At 73.4% G+C, this 15,741-nt stretch carries 11 protein-coding genes; 4 read left to right on the top strand and 7 right to left on the bottom strand.

What is annotated here, in order from left to right; translation table 11 throughout:
* Window positions 1-73: 73 nt before the first annotated feature.
* On the bottom strand, window positions 74-1,156 hold the full coding sequence (locus tag IPJ59_RS20165; RefSeq protein WP_293272933.1) for a hypothetical protein: 1,083 nt from the start codon (window positions 1,154-1,156) through the stop codon (window positions 74-76).
* 222 nt (window positions 1,157-1,378) lie between these two features.
* Between IPJ59_RS20165 and IPJ59_RS20160 the strand changes: the two genes are divergently transcribed.
* A complete protein-coding gene (locus IPJ59_RS20160; protein WP_293272932.1) occupies window positions 1,379-3,661 on the top strand; it encodes a hypothetical protein in 2,283 nt (760 codons plus the stop codon).
* Window positions 3,662-3,752: 91 nt separating this feature from the next.
* On the opposite strand, the gene IPJ59_RS20155 is transcribed toward IPJ59_RS20160, so the two are convergent.
* The 4 genes from IPJ59_RS20155 to IPJ59_RS20140 form a co-directional block, all read right to left on the bottom strand.
* Window positions 3,753-5,777 carry a hypothetical protein gene (locus IPJ59_RS20155; protein ID WP_293272931.1) on the bottom strand — a complete coding sequence of 675 codons (2,025 nt, stop codon included), beginning with the start codon at window positions 5,775-5,777 and terminating at the stop codon, window positions 3,753-3,755.
* Window positions 5,774-7,261: a DUF1501 domain-containing protein gene (locus IPJ59_RS20150; RefSeq protein ID WP_293272930.1), complete on the bottom strand. Its 1,488-nt coding sequence runs from the start codon at window positions 7,259-7,261 to the stop codon at window positions 5,774-5,776. Before IPJ59_RS20150 ends, IPJ59_RS20155 begins: the two co-directional genes overlap by 4 nt.
* Window positions 7,258-9,186, bottom strand: coding sequence for a serine/threonine protein kinase (locus IPJ59_RS20145; RefSeq protein WP_293272929.1), 1,929 nt, complete (start codon window positions 9,184-9,186; stop codon window positions 7,258-7,260). Before IPJ59_RS20145 ends, IPJ59_RS20150 begins: the two co-directional genes overlap by 4 nt.
* Window positions 9,187-9,264: 78 nt before the next feature.
* Complete coding sequence (locus tag IPJ59_RS20140; RefSeq protein ID WP_293272928.1) at window positions 9,265-10,365, bottom strand: hypothetical protein; 1,101 nt, start codon at window positions 10,363-10,365, stop codon at window positions 9,265-9,267.
* Between the two features lie 205 nt (window positions 10,366-10,570).
* On the opposite strand from IPJ59_RS20140, the gene IPJ59_RS20135 reads away from it, so the two are divergent.
* The 3 genes from IPJ59_RS20135 to IPJ59_RS20125 all read left to right on the top strand — a co-directional run bounded on the left by IPJ59_RS20135 (window position 10,571) and on the right by IPJ59_RS20125 (window position 12,510).
* The gene (locus IPJ59_RS20135; protein ID WP_293258135.1) at window positions 10,571-11,575 is read left to right on the top strand and encodes a hypothetical protein; all 1,005 of its coding nucleotides are present in this window, start codon (window positions 10,571-10,573) and stop codon (window positions 11,573-11,575) included.
* Between the two features lie 28 nt (window positions 11,576-11,603).
* Entirely contained in the window at window positions 11,604-11,915 is a 312-nt protein-coding gene (locus tag IPJ59_RS20130) for a peptidase associated/transthyretin-like domain-containing protein (RefSeq protein ID WP_293258133.1), read from the top strand.
* Between the two features lie 127 nt (window positions 11,916-12,042).
* Window positions 12,043-12,510, top strand: a complete 468-nt coding sequence (locus IPJ59_RS20125; RefSeq protein WP_293258131.1) for a hypothetical protein — start codon at window positions 12,043-12,045, stop codon at window positions 12,508-12,510.
* Window positions 12,511-12,673: 163 nt separating this feature from the next.
* Here IPJ59_RS20125 and IPJ59_RS20120 read toward each other — a convergent pair whose 3' ends face one another.
* Together IPJ59_RS20120 and IPJ59_RS20115 are read right to left on the bottom strand one after the other, a co-directional pair.
* A complete protein-coding gene (locus tag IPJ59_RS20120) occupies window positions 12,674-14,080 on the bottom strand; it encodes an NHL repeat-containing protein (RefSeq protein WP_293272927.1) in 1,407 nt (468 codons plus the stop codon).
* Window positions 14,081-14,194: 114 nt separating this feature from the next.
* Complete coding sequence (locus IPJ59_RS20115; protein WP_293258127.1) at window positions 14,195-15,658, bottom strand: AMP-binding protein; 1,464 nt, start codon at window positions 15,656-15,658, stop codon at window positions 14,195-14,197.
* Between the last annotated feature and the right edge of the window lie 83 nt (window positions 15,659-15,741).

The following is a 15,741-nucleotide window of genomic DNA, read 5'->3' as shown; positions in this document are numbered from 1 at the left end:
CTCTGGACTTCGTGCGCGTCGACGGCGGCTGAGCTGGCGCGCGCTGGACTTCGTGCGCGGCTGAGCGGGCGCTCTACTTGGCTGCGGGCTTTTCTGCGGGCTTCGTCTTTGGTTGCTTCTTGGGGCTCTTCGCGGTGGGCGCGGGGGTCATGTTCGCGTCGACGGCGGGTGCGGCCTCGGGGAAGGGCTCGCCGTCGCTGCGCACGACGATCGGCTTGCCCTGCTTGTCGGTGCTGAACTTGCCGAACTGGTAGGTCGCGGAGGTGACGGTCTCGAACCTGCTCTGCGGATCGCGGCGGGTGACGATCTGCTCCTTGATCAGGTGCGGCTCGCCGACGTCGAGGAAGAAGTGGAGGATGCCCTGCACGGTGCCGGTGCGCGGCGACTGCTCGCCGGGGGCGAGGTAGTTGCCGAGGTAGGTGAAGTCGGCGCGGCGGCGGCCCTGCTCGTCGGTGCTGACGCGGGTCAGCTCCCAGATGACCTCGCGGGTGTCGACCACGCCGCCGGTGCGCATGTGACAGACGTCCTTCCACTTGGCGCCGACGCCGATCGGGACGTCGGGGAAGCGGATGCAGAAGAAGCGGTGGACCTCGTGCAGGGCCAGGCCCTCGGGGCTGCTCTGCTGCTCGGCGGGGCCGCTGACCTCGGTCTCGCCGTCGCGGGCGCCGTTGCTGCGCAGGGTGTGGCGGGTGACCAGCTTGTCGACCTTGCGCTCGTCGCCCTCGAAGATGCGGCCGTTGGGCGGCTCGGCCTCGAAGTGCACGTAGCTGTGGCTGAGGCGGCAGTGACGGGCGTCGCCCTCGCCCTCGCACTGGTCCAGCTCGATGCGCTCCTCACGGGCGAAGCCGCTCGGCTTGACGCTGGTGAAGCTGACCATGGCGATGGTGGTGATCTGGTAGACGCTGCCCTCTTTGAGCGCGAGGCGGACGGGGATGAGCTCGGTGCCGGCGGGCGGCTCGGCGGTGAGCTGGCCCGGGACCGCGGCGGGCGGCGAGGGTGTGGCTGCAGGTGCAGGGCCCGCGGATGGGCCCCCCGATGGGCCTTTGGGCGGGTTGCTTGGGCTGTCCTGAGGGACAGGTGTGGGCGTGGCGTTACGCTGTTCGAGGCCGGAAGGGGCGGGGCTTCCTGGACATGCGGACAGGACTACGGCAGGCACCAGCGCGGCGGATAGGAGCAGCGGGCGAGGCAGCACGCGGCGGAGCATGGCAGGTCGGCGCGCGCTTGCCCAGATCGGAGGGCGGATCGGAGGGCGGATCGGAGGGCGGATCGGAGGCGGTCCGGAGGCAGGGTGGAGGGGCTCGGGGGCGTGGGTCGGGGCGCGCTCACGCGAGGTCCGGGGAGCGCACAGGTGCCGGACAAACCCTGTATGCTGCGCCGCATGTCGTCGCCCCGTGTCGTCTCTCGCCCCATCGCGTTGTCGTGTGTCCTGCTCGCCGCTGCCGCCCCGCTGGCCTGTCAACAGGTCCAGGAGATGATCAACGGCAAGCCGGAGGAGAAGAAGCCGGACCCGGTCGTGGCCGTGGACACCAAGACGGTGACGCCGCCGGTGGTCGCGCCGACGGCGATGCCGAAGCCGGTGGCCGAGACGCACGCGGTGACGCTCGACGAGATGCTGGGGCTGGTGCACGCCGACTCGACCGGAGAGTTCGTGATCGTGCGCAACCCGAGCAGCCTGCTGGACCTCGGGGACGAGGCCTTCAAGTTCTACGACGGGCCGGTGCAGACGCTGGTCGGGCTGGTCGGGGCGCCGGAGGTGGCGAGCGGCTTCGCGGCGGCCAAGGCCGGGCTGCTGGAGGCGCGCAAGCAGCTGGAGACGGCGGGCATCGACCTGTCGCGCGGGCTGGTGATGACGCAGACGGCGTCCGGTGGATCGAGCGCGGTGCTGCTGGTGTCGGCGGCCAAGGCCGACGGCGTGAAGGGGCTGCTGACGGGGCTCAAGCTGCCGGACGCGGACAAGATGGTGTGCCAGGCGATCGACGCGGCGCCGGGCTATGTCGGCTGCGCTGACAGCGAGGCGGTGCTCAAGGCGTACAAGCCCGGCGACGGCAAGAAGCGGCGCGACGCGGCGACGGCCGGGTTGCCGGGGGTCAACCTCGACGAGCTGTCGCTGCTGGCGTTCTCCCCCGACAACGGCGGGGTGCACGTGGGCGCGGCGACGCCGGCGGGCGCGGGGGTGGTGCACATCGGGCTGCCGGCGGACGGCGACGACATCAAGCAGGCGATGGCGAGCCTCGAGCCGGGGCCGTCGACGACGCTGCGCTTCGCCCAGCCGGGCGCGGGCTTCCTGTGGGCGCGCACCGACGTGAACGAGATGAAGAAGCAGTCGCCGCAGCTCGGCGCCGTGCCGCCGCCCTTCGACGGGGTGATGGGGGCGTGGAACGGGGAGGTGTTCTTCGGCGGATCGAGCGACCCGGCGGCGCTCGAGATGCGGCTCGGCCTCAGCGACACCAAGCCGATCGAGGCGGCGATCACGGCCGGCGCAGCGGCGCTCAAGACCCAGATCCCGACGACGATCCCCGGGATCGACGCGAGCAAGCTGAGCTTCGACCTGGTCGACCTCAAGATCGGCAGCGAGACGGTCAAGGCGGCGCACCTCGGGGTCACCGGGATCGACGCCGCGCCGACGCTGAAGCACCTGGTTGGGCTCGGGCTCGACGGGTGGGTGTTCGCGGCCGAGGGCTCGCTGGCGATGGTGGTCGGACCGGACGCGGACAACGTCGGCAAGATGGTCGCGGCGAGCAGCGTCGACGCGACGCTGGCCAGCCTGCCGCACGCGCTGGCCGACGACCTGAAGGCGAACCGGGTCAACTTCATGATGCACATCCCGGTCGACGCGCTGCAGGGGCCGTCGCTGCGCCGGGGGCTCGACGCGGTGCTGAAGAACGTGGCGCAGTACCAGCCCGAGCAGGCGCGCAGCGCCCTGTCGCTGCTGGCCCCGCTGTCGAGCGGGACGGCGTGGATCACCGAGGTGGGCGGCGTCGGGGTGGTGCACATGGCGGTGCAGGGCATCGGCAACACGGCCGACGACGAGGGCAAGGCGGCGCTGGCGGCCGCGGTGGCGGTGGCGGGCGGCGGAGATCCGTCGGCGCTGTTCGGCGAGCTGGTCAGCAAGTATCCCGGCTCGCCGCGGCTGGCGGCCTACCAGGCGCGCGCGGGCGTCAATGGGCCCGGCGTGCTGGTCGGGTCGGCGGTCGGCGGGCTCGCGCTCACGGGCGCGATCGCCTACACGATCGTCAATGGTGCGGTGAACCCGAACCTGGCCACCGAGCTCGGTGTGCCGCCGCCGGACGCGGCCAAGCCGGTCGAGGCCAAGCCGGAGGAGACCAAGCCGGTCGAGGCCAAGCCGGTCGAGACCAAGCCGGAGGAGACCAAGCCGGTCGAGACGACGCCAGAGGACAAGGCGGCGGCGGACAAGGCGGCGGCGGACAAGGCGGCGGCGGACAAGAAGGCGGCCGACAAGAAGGCGGCGGACAAGAAGGCCGCGGAGAAGAAGGCGGCGGACAAGGCAGCGGCGGACAAGAAGGCCGCGGACAAGGCAGCGGCGGACAAGGCCGCGGCCGACAAGAAGGCCGAGGAGGACAAGAAGAAGGCCGAGGAGAAGCCGACCGAGAAGCCCAAGCGCAAGGGTCGCGACCAGATCGCGCTGCCGCCGGCGAAGTGAGCCCGGAGGCGGAGATGGACGCGGGGCTGTCCTTCGGGGCAGGTCCGCGTCGCTCGTCGGTGGCTGACCTTCGGGACAGGTCCTGTGCGGCTCAGCGGGCGAGCGTGGGGGCGGGGCCGTCGCAGCGCCAGGCCAGGTCGGGGAGGGCGGCGGCGTGGCGCTCGCAGAGGGCCGCGGTGGTGGTCTCGGGCCAGGTGAGGCGGGGCGGGGCGGACCAGGGCGGCGGGGTGAGGCCGGCGAGGGTGAATTGCGGGCTCATCAGGAGGGCGCCGGCGAGGCGGCGGAGGGCGGCGTCGAGGTCGGCGGCGTTTAGGTCGGCGGCGCGGGTCGTCAGCGGGACGGCGAGCAGGGCGGTGAGTTCGTCGCGGTGGGCGCGGTCGCTGAGCTCGGGCTCCTGCAGGATGCGGTCGTGGAGGGCGAGGGCGGCGTGCTCGACAGTGGCGTCCGGGTCGTCGCGGGCGAGGGCGACGAGGCGGGCGATCGCGTCGGTGTCGCTGTGGTCGATCGCGGGGGCGCCGAGCCAGCCCGGATCGCGGCCGGTGGCGACGCTGCGCTCCCACGCGAGGACGGCGACGAGATCTTGACCGCGGTGGCCGGGTTCGCTGTCGTCGATGTAGACCCCGAGCGCGCGCACGAGGGTCTCGTCCTCCCAGCCGAAGGGCAGCGGGAAGCGCTTGGGCGTGCGCCAGCCGAGCGCGTGGGCGGCGGTGTCGAGCAGGGTCCAGGGGTCCTCGCGGCGCAGGCCGTCGTCGCCGTGGTTGGTGGCGTTGAAGGGGTCGAGGATCGGCGGCAGGGCTTCGCCGCAGGCGCTGGGTTCGGCGAGGTCGAGGGCGGGGTGGAGCAGGGCGGCGACGACTGTGGCGCGGAGCGAGAAGTCGTGGTCGACGAGGGCGTCGGCGAGCTCGCGGAGCACGGCTTGTTGCTCGCGGTTGCGCGGCTGGCCGTGGGGCAGCACCAGGCTGCGGCCGCTGGCCTCGCGCCACACGGCGTCGGCGAGCTGGAGCGCGACGAGGCCGGCGAGCGCGGCCTCGGGGTCGTCGCTGGCGGCGTTGAGATCGTGCGCGGCGAGGTGGTCGAGGCCGCGGCGCAGGCGGGCCTCGAGGTCGAGGGCGTGGGCGCCGGGCGGGAGCGGGCCGGCGAGGTGACCGGCGCTGGCGAGCAGGTCGCTGCGGGCGGGGTCGAGGTCGCCGCAGGTGCGGCTGCCCCAGGGGGCGAGCGGGCCGTGGACGAAGCCGGCGACGCGGAAGGCCGCGTAGGCGCTGGCCTCGTCGGCGGCGGCGAGCGGGCCGTAGACGGCGGCCTCGAGGCCAGGGAGCACCGGCCAGCTGCGGTCCTTTGCGGGGTCGGGGTGGTCGGTGACACTGGCGTCGCTGTTGTGGCAGGGGAGGCACTCGAGGCGGCGGCCGAGGTAGGCGGCCTCGAAGCCGCGGCCGAGGAACACGCGGCGGGCTCGCTCGAGCTCGGCGGGGGCGACGTTGTTGCCGCCGACGGGGTGGGCCTGACGGGCGAGGATCTGGGCGCGCAGCAGCGGGCGGAGGTCGTCCAGGGCGAGGGCGCTGGGGAACAGGTCGGCCATGGACCATTCGGACATGTCCTCGGGGACAGGTACCTCGGGGCCGTGGTCGCGGAGGTGGAGCGCGAGCGCGGGGCTCTCCGCGGCGGGGCCGGGTTTGCCGTGGCAGGCGGCGAAGCTGGTCTCGCCGAGCCTGGGGACGCGCAGGTGGTCGAGCAGGAAGCTGTGCCAGCGGGCGGTGTAGCGGGGGCCCTGGGCGAGGCCCTCGGCGATGAGGCGACGGCCGGGCAGGCCGGCGGCGTCGAGCTCGCGGATCATCGCGGCGAGGACCTCGAGCTCGCGCACGCCGAGCGGGCGGCGGCCCTCGATGAGGCGCAGGGCGCGGAAGGCGAAGGCCGCGTCGCCGCCGGGGCATGGCGAGCGGGCAGCGGGCTCGGTGGGGGCGAGGGACGGGAGCTCGGGGTCGTCGTCGGCGAAGGGGGCGCGCAGGTCGTCGCCGCAGGCGGCGAGGGCGAGCACCAGGGTCGCCAGGCGCGGTGCGGAGGGGCTGGCGCTTGGGACAGGTTCGGATGGGCTGGCCCATGGGACAGGTTGGCGGGTCACAGGGGCACCCCCAGGAGTTCCGTGCGCAGGCGGAGGAGGGCGCTGCGGGGGTCGCTGGCGCCGCGGACGGCGTCGGGGGTGAAGCCGCCGAGGTCGAAGGGGTAGATGCCGAGGGCGAGGAGGAGGGCCATGCGCAGCTCGGCGGGGCTGGCGTGGTCGATGGCCTGGGCGCTGTCCCGGTCGATCGCGCCGACCACCGCGGGGGCGTCGATCGGGCCGCCGATCAGGACGGCGACGTGGGCCCCGGGCCAGTGGCCGAGGCCGTTGCGGTCGTCCTCGCGGTCGGGGCTGCGGCCGAACTCGCTGGTGATCGCGATCAGCGTGTCGGCGAGGTCGAGCTTGTTCGGGTCGTGCTCGTCGGGGCGATTGATCTGGTCGGCGAGGGTCTGGAAGGTGTGCGTGTAGTTGGTGGCGGCGGACAGCAGGTGATCGCGGTGGGTGTCGTGGCCGCCGTCGAGGGTGGGGCGCAGGCCGGCGTCGACCCAGAGGGCGTAGCGGGCGGGGTCGGGGCGGGTGAGCAGGTGGGTGGCCACGCGGGCGCCGAGGCCGGGGATCGAGAGGGACTGCTCGCCGCAGGCGTCGCCGAGAGCGACGCCGAGGAGGGAGGGCGGGAGCAGCTCGGCGAGGGCGGCGGCGTCGCGGCGGCCGGCGTCGATCGCCGCGTAGATGCCGAGCTCCGTGGCGCGCAGGGGGGCGCCGTCGGGGCGGCGGAGGCGGGCGCCGAGGCGGCGGGTGTAGCCGGCGACGGCGGCGTCGTGGGCGGGGCCGTGGGTGGCGGTGGCGGGGCGCGCGAGCAGGTCGAGGAGATCGGGGAGGCGGGACAGGGGGAGCTCGAGCGGGCGGGCGGCGCCGGGGTGGAGGCCGACGGCGAGGGCGCTCTGGACGTTGTCGAAGCGCGAGAGGTCGCCGGGGTGGACGACGGCGGCGCGCGGGCGGGTGCCGCCGTCGCGCTCGCGGAAGAAGCGTTCGACCGCGGCGCCGCTGCCGGCGAGCGTGGGGTCGCCGAGGCGCGCGCCGGTGAGGGCGAGCGGGACGGCGGTGGCGTGGGGGAACTGATCGTGGCGCAGCACGAGGACCCGCGTGCGGGCGAGGATGTCGGGGCGCGACCACAGCGGCGCGGTCCAGGGGCCGAGGTGGATGAGCTCGCCGGCGGTGTCCTCCGCGAAGGGGCGGGCGAGCTCGGCTGGGACGCCGCACGCGTCGAGGCGGGCGGCGAGCTCGGCGTCGCCGAAGGCGTGGAGGTAGCGGTGGTCGGCGAGGCCCCAGCTCGGGGCGCAGTAGAAGGTGTCCCACGGGCACAGGCCGCCGTAGACGTTGAGCTCGAGCAGGCGACGTGGGCTGCGATCGGGCGGGAGGGCGAGGTCGGCGAGGTCCGCGGGGAAGCTGCCCCAGGCGGCGCGGGCCGGCCGGGCGAGCAGGGCGGCGCCGGCGAGGCCGAGGCCGCCGGCGAGCAGGGCGCGGCGGCGAAGGACAGACGCGATCACAGCTTCAGGTTGGCGTGGAAGGTCATGTACTTGCGACCCTTCTTGAAGCGCTTGCGGGCGATCGCCTTCTCGGCGCAGCTGGCGAACTCGGCGTTGCCCTGGGGCGACTCGAGGTTGGCCCTGACCTTGCCGTTGCTCTCCTCGATCTCGAGCAGGAAGCTGACGGTCTGGCGCGGGAGCTTGCTGCTGTTGGCGCAGCGGTTCACGTCGGCGAGCAGGCTGTTGATGTAGGTCTGCTTCTCGGCGTCGCTGGCGTCGGTGGGCGCCGCGGGCGGGTTCTTCTTCGGGCGATCGGGCTTGATCGGATCTTCGGGGACGGCGACCGGCGGGACGGGCTCGGGCGGCGTGGTGCTCGGGTGGCCGGGGTCGACGGGGATCGTGGGGACGGGGACCTGGGCGCCGGCGGTGTCGAGCGGCGGGGCGACCTCGCCGGCGGGGCCCGACTCGGCCGGCGGCTCGATGCGCTGCAGCAGGTACCAGATGGCGCCGCCGAGGCCGGCGACGACGAGCAGGAGCAGCACGGACAGCGCGCGGTAGGGGTTCGGGCGGGCCATCGCGCCGGCGTCGGCGTCGGCGTCGGCGTCGGCGTCGGCGTCCGGTTCGGGTGCGATCGGCTGGCCGGTGAGGGCCTTCTGGGCGCCGGTGTTGCCGGGGGAGCGGGGCGGCTGGTGACGGCTGCTGCTGGCGAGCTTGTTGCTCTCGTCGCTGGCGCTGCGGATCTGCGACTTGCGGAGGACGGAGCCCTCGCCCTCGGGGCCGCGGACGCCGCTGCGGAGCATCGCGCTGTCGCCGACGCCCGAACCACCACCGGGGCCACCGGGGCCACCGGGGCCACCGGGGTTGGTCGCGGGGCCCGTGTTGGAGCTGTACTCGCCGGACTCGAAGTGCAGCGCGGGCAGGCCCTGCGAGGTCATGCGCAGGGCCCGGTCGGCGTCGATGAGCGCCTCGGCCAGCTCGTGCACGCTCTGGAAGCGGTCGTTCGGGTCCTTGCGCAGGGCGATGAGGATCACGTTCTCGATCTCGGGCGGGATCGAGGCCTCGGGGCAGCGCACGCTCGGCGGGACGGGCTCATCGACCATCTGCATGGCGACGGTGGCCATGAAGGTGTGGCCCTTGAAGGGCACGTTGCCGGTCAGCATCTCGTACATGAGGATGCCGAGCGAGTAGACGTCGACGCGGGCATCGGCTTTTTGATCGCGGGCGATCTCCGGGGCCATGTACTCGGGCGTGCCGAGCAGGGTGCCGGCCTCGGTGGCCATCTTCGGCTTGTCGTCGCGGCCGCCGAACTGGCCGTCGGCGATGACCTTGGCGATGCCGAAGTCGAGGATCTTGATGAAGTCGTGGTTGCCGCCGCGCTTGATGCGAAAGCAGTTGTCCGGCTTCATGTCGCGGTGCACGATGCCCTTCTCGTGCGCGGCGTGAAGCGCCCGGCAGACCTGAAGGATCATGCGCCGCAGGCGGGCCCACGGCTGTCGGCCCTCGCGCTGCAGCAGGGTCGCGAGGTCCTCGCCTTCGAGGTACTCCATCGTCAGGAAGGCGAGGCCTTGCTTCGTGTAGCCGAAGTCGGTGATGTCGACGATGTGCTCGTGGTGCAGCATCGACGCGGTGCGGGCCTCCTGGAGGAAGCGGGCGACGACCTCGGGGCTGTCGCAGTACTCGGGGGCGAGCACCTTCACGGCGAGCTTGCGGCCGATCGTGATGTGCTCGGCCTGGTAGACCGAGCCCATGCCGCCCTCGCCGATCAACTTGAGCAGGCGATAGCGATCGGCGAGGACGTGGCCGACGAGGTTGGCGTGCGAGCCCATCTGGCTGGGACGCAGGGTCTCATCGGCGGGGCGCGGATCAGCGGGCGCTGCGGGCGGAGCGTTGTTCTCCGGCGGACCGCTCGCCGCCGGGGCGCCCGGTGATGGGCCGGGCACGGGCATGTGGGGGGGCACGATCCGCATGAGCCAGGTGGCGGCCCAGCATATCGCATTCGTCCCGGCGCGACGGAAGGCCGTTGATCACCGCCGGTCGAGCGTGGTGAAACTTCGGTGCGCACGGTCGCGCGCACCCGGATGTGGGCCGGTCGAGGGCCGCTTGTCGCCGCGGCCGGATATGGGCCGGATGTGGGCGACGGCCGGACGCGGGCCAGACGTGGGCCAGACGCGGGCCGGACGTGGGCCAGACGTGGGCCAGACGTGGGCCAGACGTGGGCCGGACGTGGGCCAGACGCGGGCCGCGGGCCGATGTCGTGGGGCCGCGCCGAGGCCACGGACCGCGGCGACGAGGTCGCCGACGGTGAGGGCCTCGGGGAGGTTCTTCTCGGCGAGCAGGTTCCACAGCGGCAGCAGGGGGGCGTCGGCCGGGGTGCGGCGGAGGGTCTCGCCGAGGGCCTGGGCGGCGGCCCGGCGGCGGCCGAGGGCGAGGCCGCGGGCGATGGCCTCGGCGACCGGGCCGCTGGGCTTCTTGCCAGCCGTGCTGGTGGGGCTGGGGATGTTTGTGGGGCTGCCGGTGGGGCTGCTGGTGCCCGCGGGGCCGCTGGGGCTCCCGGCGAGGCTGCTGGGGGCGATCAGGCGGTTGCCGCCGAGGCGGGATCGCAGGCGGGCGCTGCCGCGGTCGTCGCTGTCGTCGGGTTCGGGGCGGGCGTCGGGGCGGCCGAAGCCGGGGAGCAGCAGATCTTGCGGGCGGGCGGTGATGGGGGCGTCGGCGTCGTCCTCGGGGCGATCGCTGCCGGGGCTGCGCACGCGCTCGACGACCGGGGTGGGCACCTCGCGGCGCCAGCGACGGCGGCCGAGCTCCCACGCCTCGTCGCGCTCGTTGTTGCGGGCCGGGGGCTCACCGGCGGCGACTCGCTGTTCGAGGGCCTGGCCGCGCTGGAGGATCTCCTCGCCGTGGCCGCGTGGCAGGACGGTGACGACGGTGTCCTCTTTGATGATGGCGTAGAGGATGTCGCCGAAGCTCTCGAGCGGGATGAGGATCTGCGGCTCGCCGAGCATCACGTCGAGGGTGCGCACGGCCTTGCCGGTGTCCTCGGCGCTGGTGATGGCGGCGTCGAGGCGATCGCGCAGGGCCTCGTCATCTTCCTCGGCGACGGTGGGCACGAGCTCGCGCAGGCGCTGCACGGCTCGGTGCGTGATGCTGTAGCGTCGATGACCGGGAAAGGGGCTCCGCAGCATGATCGCGGCGGGTGTATCGCAGGCGGGGCGAGATTGCCACCGCGCACACGGGAGACCTTCGGATGGGGGCAGGGTGGATCCTCGCGGCGGCGGGGCCGGGGTTTCGCCGTATCCTTGCGCCGCGGCGACGAGGCCTGCCAAGCTCGCGGCGATGCGGCGACTCGCGGTGGTGCTCGGCCTGAGCCTGTTCTGGGGCGCGGAGGCGCTGGCAGCGCCGTTCGCCGGGACGGGGCATGCGGCGATCGGGGACAAGGTCGACGCGCTCAAGGCGAGGGACCAGGCGCTCGAGCGGGCCCGCAAGGCGGCGCTCGAGGCCGCGGTGGAGCAGCTCGGGGCGGGCGATCTCACGGCCCGCAAGCAGGTGTTGGCGGCGCCCGCGGTGTGGACGCGGTCCTATCGGGTGCTGCGGCAGGACGACGACGGGGCGACGGCGACGGCGATGGTGTCGGTGGAGATCGACACGGCGCGACTCGGGAAGGCGCTGGCCGGGGCGGTCGCTGGCGGGGCGGTCGCTGGCAAGGGGCCTTCGAACTTCATCCTGCTGCCGGCGCTCGCGCTGGAGAACAGCGGCTGCCCGGCGAGCGCGGAGGCGGAGCTGCGGCGGGCCCTGTTGGCGGTCGGGGCGATCCGCGACGTGGCGCCGGGGTCGGCGGGACCTGTCCTTTCAGCCAGCTTGAGCTGCGCGGCGCCGGGGAGCCTGAGCTACCCGCGGGTGACGGTGGTGCGCGGCGAGCTGGGCCTGAAGTGGCCGGCCGGGGCGACGCCGGGGCCGAGCAGCGTGCGCGCGACGGGCCTGGGTGAGGACGCGCAGGCGGCCGCGAGCGACGCGCTGGCCGGGCTCATCGGACAGGTCACAAGGGGCATGTCCCGGGGGACAGATGGCGGCGTGCGCCTGAAGATCGCGGCGCCGTGGCCGGCGGCGCGGGTGCGCCGGCTCGAGCGTGCGCTGCGGGAGTCGGTGCTCGGGGCCACGGCGGTGACGGTGGCGGCGGTCGGCAGCGACGGGGCGGTGACCCTGCGGGTCGAGGGCGGGCTGACGGCCCAGGAGCTGCAGGAGCGGCTCGCGGGGGTGCAGGTCCCGGGGGCGACGATTGTGGTAGGAGAGGTCGAGGCGTCCCATGTCGTGCACATCTCGCTGCAAGCCGCCGCGCCGTGACCGGCGCTGGTGCTCTCGAACGACTCTGGTGCTGGGGTTGGGGCTGGCGCTGACGGCCTGTGCGCACCGCGGTGCGGGCCGTGACGAGCCGGCGGCGCCGCTGGCGATCGAGGTGCCGGACGTCGACCTCGACGCGGAGGTGTTCGTGGACGGCAACTACGTCGGACAGGTGAAGGCGCTGCGCGTGCCGGAGACCGGGCCGATCTTGTTGGCGCCGGGGGTGCACCGGGTCGAGGTGCGCAAGCCAGGGCGCTTCCCGGTGCAGCGCACGGTCACGGTGGCGAAGACGCAGCGCACGGCGGTGGTCGTGCGCGCCGAGCTGCTCGAAGACCCGTCCTGAGGGAGCGGGCCAGCGAGCGCGTGGTGAAGCGCGGTGGTCGTCGAGGACGCGAGCGTGTGGTGAAGCGCGGTGGTCATGCGCGCCGTCCTGAGCGCCATCGAGCGCGCGGGCCGGTTATCGTGGGCGGATGATCGGGCGGATGTTCTTGCTGGCGATCGCCATGATCCTCGGGTTCGCCGCGATGTTCATGGGCGGGGTGATGATCGCGGTCGGGCGCGAGGTCGGCACCGGGGTGATCGTGGCGGGGCTCGGTACGCCGGTGGCGGTGCTGTGCCTCGTGCAGCTGGTCCGGCTCAATCGTCGCTACCAGGAGGAGGCGCTGTTGGCGGTGCTCGCCGACCCGGCGCAGATCGTGGCCCGCTGGCAGGACGGGGGCAGCGAGGTGATCCTGGCCGAGCGCGGGCTGTTCGTCGGGCGCGCCTTCTCGCCGTTTCGCGCCGGCTATCAGCTGCTCGTGCGGGCGTCGCTGGATGGTTCGCGGCTGTCGCTCGAGTTCGCGAACATCGGCGCGAACGGCAACCTGACGCGCACGGTGACGGTGGCGGAGGCGGCCTTGCCGGCGGTGCGGGCCTTCGTGGCGCGGGTCGGCGCCTGAGCTCGATCTGTCCCGAAAGCCAGACCGCCACCGTCGCGCCCGTGGGGGTGGCGGCGGTGGCGGTGGCGGGCGAGCGCGCAGGGCTACTGCGGGAGGATGCTGTTGAGCTGGCCGCCGGTCATGTCGGAGTAGACGTAGTGGCTGCCCGGGACCATGACCTGCTTCATCGCCGGGACGTTCTCGGGTCGATCTTCCAGGCCCAGCCCTCCTGGTCGACGAGCCACACGTACTTCTCGGCGTCGATGCTGACGCCGATGGCGGTGGAGCAGGGGTTGGTGTTGTGGAACTTGATGAGGGTGTTGGTCGCGCGGTCGATCTGGACCAGGCCGCAGGGGCCGTTGGCGGCGGCCCAGACGTACTTCTCGTCGGCCGCGATGCCGCGGTGGCAGGCGTTGGTGCCGGGGATCGAGGTGTACTGCATGGTGTCGGTGTCGTAGGTGCTGACGGCGCCGCCGCAGCCGGCGAACCAGGGGTTACCGTCGGGGTCGACGGTGAAGCCGTAGCCCTGGGTGTTGCCGGGCGGGGTGAAGCGGTCGACGGTGATCGGGTTCTGGTCGGTGTTGATGCGGATGAACTCGCCGCGCAGGCCAGCCATCCACGGGCGGAACTCGGGGTCGAGGGCGCCGCCGTAGGGCGAGTAGCCCTGGCCGTTCCAGCCGGGGACCATGACGGTCTCCTCGACGGTGCCGTCGACGGCGACGCGGGCGAAGTGGGCGACGCCGCCGGGGGCCGAGTAGCCGATCCAGACCTTGGGGTCGACGTACTGGCACAGGTCGTAGTCCCAGGTGCCGGGGGTCCAGGTGGTGCCGCGCGGGCCGGCCGCGAAGCCGCCAGCGTAGGGCCACTGCTTGTCCCACAGGATGCACTCGTCGGTGCCCCAGGCGAGCACGTCGTTGGGGCCCTGGGATGTCTCGATCTTGCCGTTGTTGTTCTTGTCGACGCAGTCCTCGATGTTGGCGGCGACCATGGTGCTGCGGCCGGTCTGGCGCGAGTTGACGATGACGAAGCGGCCGTCGCCGCTGACCGAGGTGCGCGAGGGGCTGTCACCGCCGGCGCCGATCTTGTAGCGGGCGAGCAGGACCATGGTCTGGGTGTTGACCTTGGCGACGTCGCTGAGGTCCTGGCTGGGGATCCAGATGAAGCTCTTCTCGACCATGCCCATGCCCATGCCGTCGCCGGGCTCGCAGATCACCTTGCCGGTGCTGGACTCGCCGCCGCTGGTCGAGGCGCTGACGCCCGAGGTGCTGCTGGTGCCCGGGTTGTCCGTGGTGCTGGCGCTGGTGGTGGTGGCGCTGCTGTTGGTGGTCGTGGTCGGATCACCGCTGCCGCTGCTGGTGCCGTTCGACTCGGAGTTGGAGTTCGAGCCGGCGGTGGTGTCCGAGTCGCTGACGCTGACGCCCGTCGTCGGGTTGCTCGTGGTCGGTGGCGTGGTCGGGTCGACGGTGGTGGAAGGCTGACCCGTCGAGCTGTTCGATGTGGAGTCGGAGCTGTTCCCCGCGTCGCCACAGGCCAAGAGAAGCACACTGCACGGCAGCGCGAGCCGCCACGTCATCGAATTGAATCCCCGCATGGGGGCATCCTATATGCGTGGAAGTATCCGTGCTCGTGAGTGGAACCACGGGTCTGCGGGCGCACGGGTCTGCGAGCGCGTTCGCGCGCGCAGGCTTCAGGCTTCAGGCCAGAGTCAGGCGAGCGGGGGGTCCTGGCGGGTGGCCTGACGCGGGACCATGTAGGGCGGGAGGCTGGCGACCATGAACTCGTCGAGGTCGTCGAGCGGGGTGTGGCCGGTGGCCCGGTAGCGCAGGTGGACGAAGGGGTTGCCGTCGACGTCGTACTCGACCTCGGCGCTGGCCTCGGTGATGCGGCGGTGGCGGAGCATGGCGGCCTCGATCGTGCGCAGGGAGGCGCGGCGGCCCTCGAGGTTGACGAGGCTGTCGGTGCGGCCGGGGACCTCGCCGAGGACGGTGGCGTCGAGGCGGCCAGTGAAGTGGCCGAGGTAGCCGGTGTGGAACCAGCCCCCGCCTGCGCCGAAGTTGCCCAGGACCGGGCCGCCGGGCTGGCCGGCTGGGACCGGCGGGCGGGTGACGACGGGGAGGCTGGGGTGGAAGAGGACCTCGTGGCCGCCCTCGTGGGTCGGGCTGAAGTGGGGCGCGCCGGGGCGGAGCTCGATGCCGGGGGTGGGCTCGAAGCGTTCGCCGCGGTGCATGGCGCGGACGCCGAGGATGCCGATCTCCTCGAGCAGGAGGAGTTGGCGGGGGTGCTCGCCGAACACCTGCTTGAGCATGCGTCCGTGGCTGGTGGCGATGGTGGCCTGGGGGATCACGGCGAGCAGCTCGCGGGTGGCCCCGGCGGCCTTGAGCGCGCGGGCGGCGGTCTGCAGCGAGTAGAGGAGGTCGACGACGACGAGGCGCTCGTAGGTGCCGATGGGGGGCAGCACGGACTCGAGGGTGGGGTTGTCGGCCATCACCAGGCGGGCCTCGGAGGCGAGCCAGCCGAGCACGACGGGGTCGAAGAAGCGGGGGCTGGTGAAGGCCTGGGCGCAGGCGAGGTGGGTGCCGGGGCCGAGGTCGAGCATCTTGGCGGCGGACTCACCGAGCCAGCGCAGGTGGGCGCCGCTGCGGAGGACGTCGTGGAGCACGCCGTCGGCGCCGGCGGTCTCGCAGATGTACTCGGTGTCGCCGGGGAGGGTCTGGCGGCGCAGCTCGTCGGGGAGCTCGAGGGTGTCGACTTCAAGGAGGGAGCCGCTGAGCTTGCGGCGGGCGAGCAGCTTGTAGCCTTCGGGGTACTGCAGCGGCGAGTTCTCGAGGCCGCGGGGGCGGCGGAGGACGGCGCGCACGGGCAGGCGAGAGGCGACGCCGAGCAGGCTGCGGTCGCCGTTGGCGGGGTCGACGGGCATGGCGATGGCGCCGAGCTTGCTGACCGCGAGGAGGAGGATGACGAACTCGGCGACGTTGCCCATCGACAGGGCGACGACGTCGCCGGCGCCGATCTTGAGGCCGGCGAGCTCGCGGGCGCGCTTGTCGGCGCGGATCAGCAGGCCGCGGCGGCTGAGGGTGGTGTCCTGGCTGTCGAGCGATCGCTGGCTGCCGGCGCGGGGGACGGCCTCGTCGAGCCAGCGGTAGAACTGTCCGGCGCCGGGGGTGGTCACGCGCGGCCTCCGGCCAGGGATGGCGAGGGCGTCGCGGCAACGAGGCCGTTGGCCGGGCCGGGGCGCGGTTGCGTGCGGGTCAG

The sequence above is a fragment of the Nannocystis sp. genome (assembly GCF_016714285.1).
Taxonomy (GTDB): Bacteria; Myxococcota_A; Polyangia; order Nannocystales; family Nannocystaceae; genus Nannocystis.
This window is presented reverse-complemented; position numbering and strand designations above follow the sequence as displayed.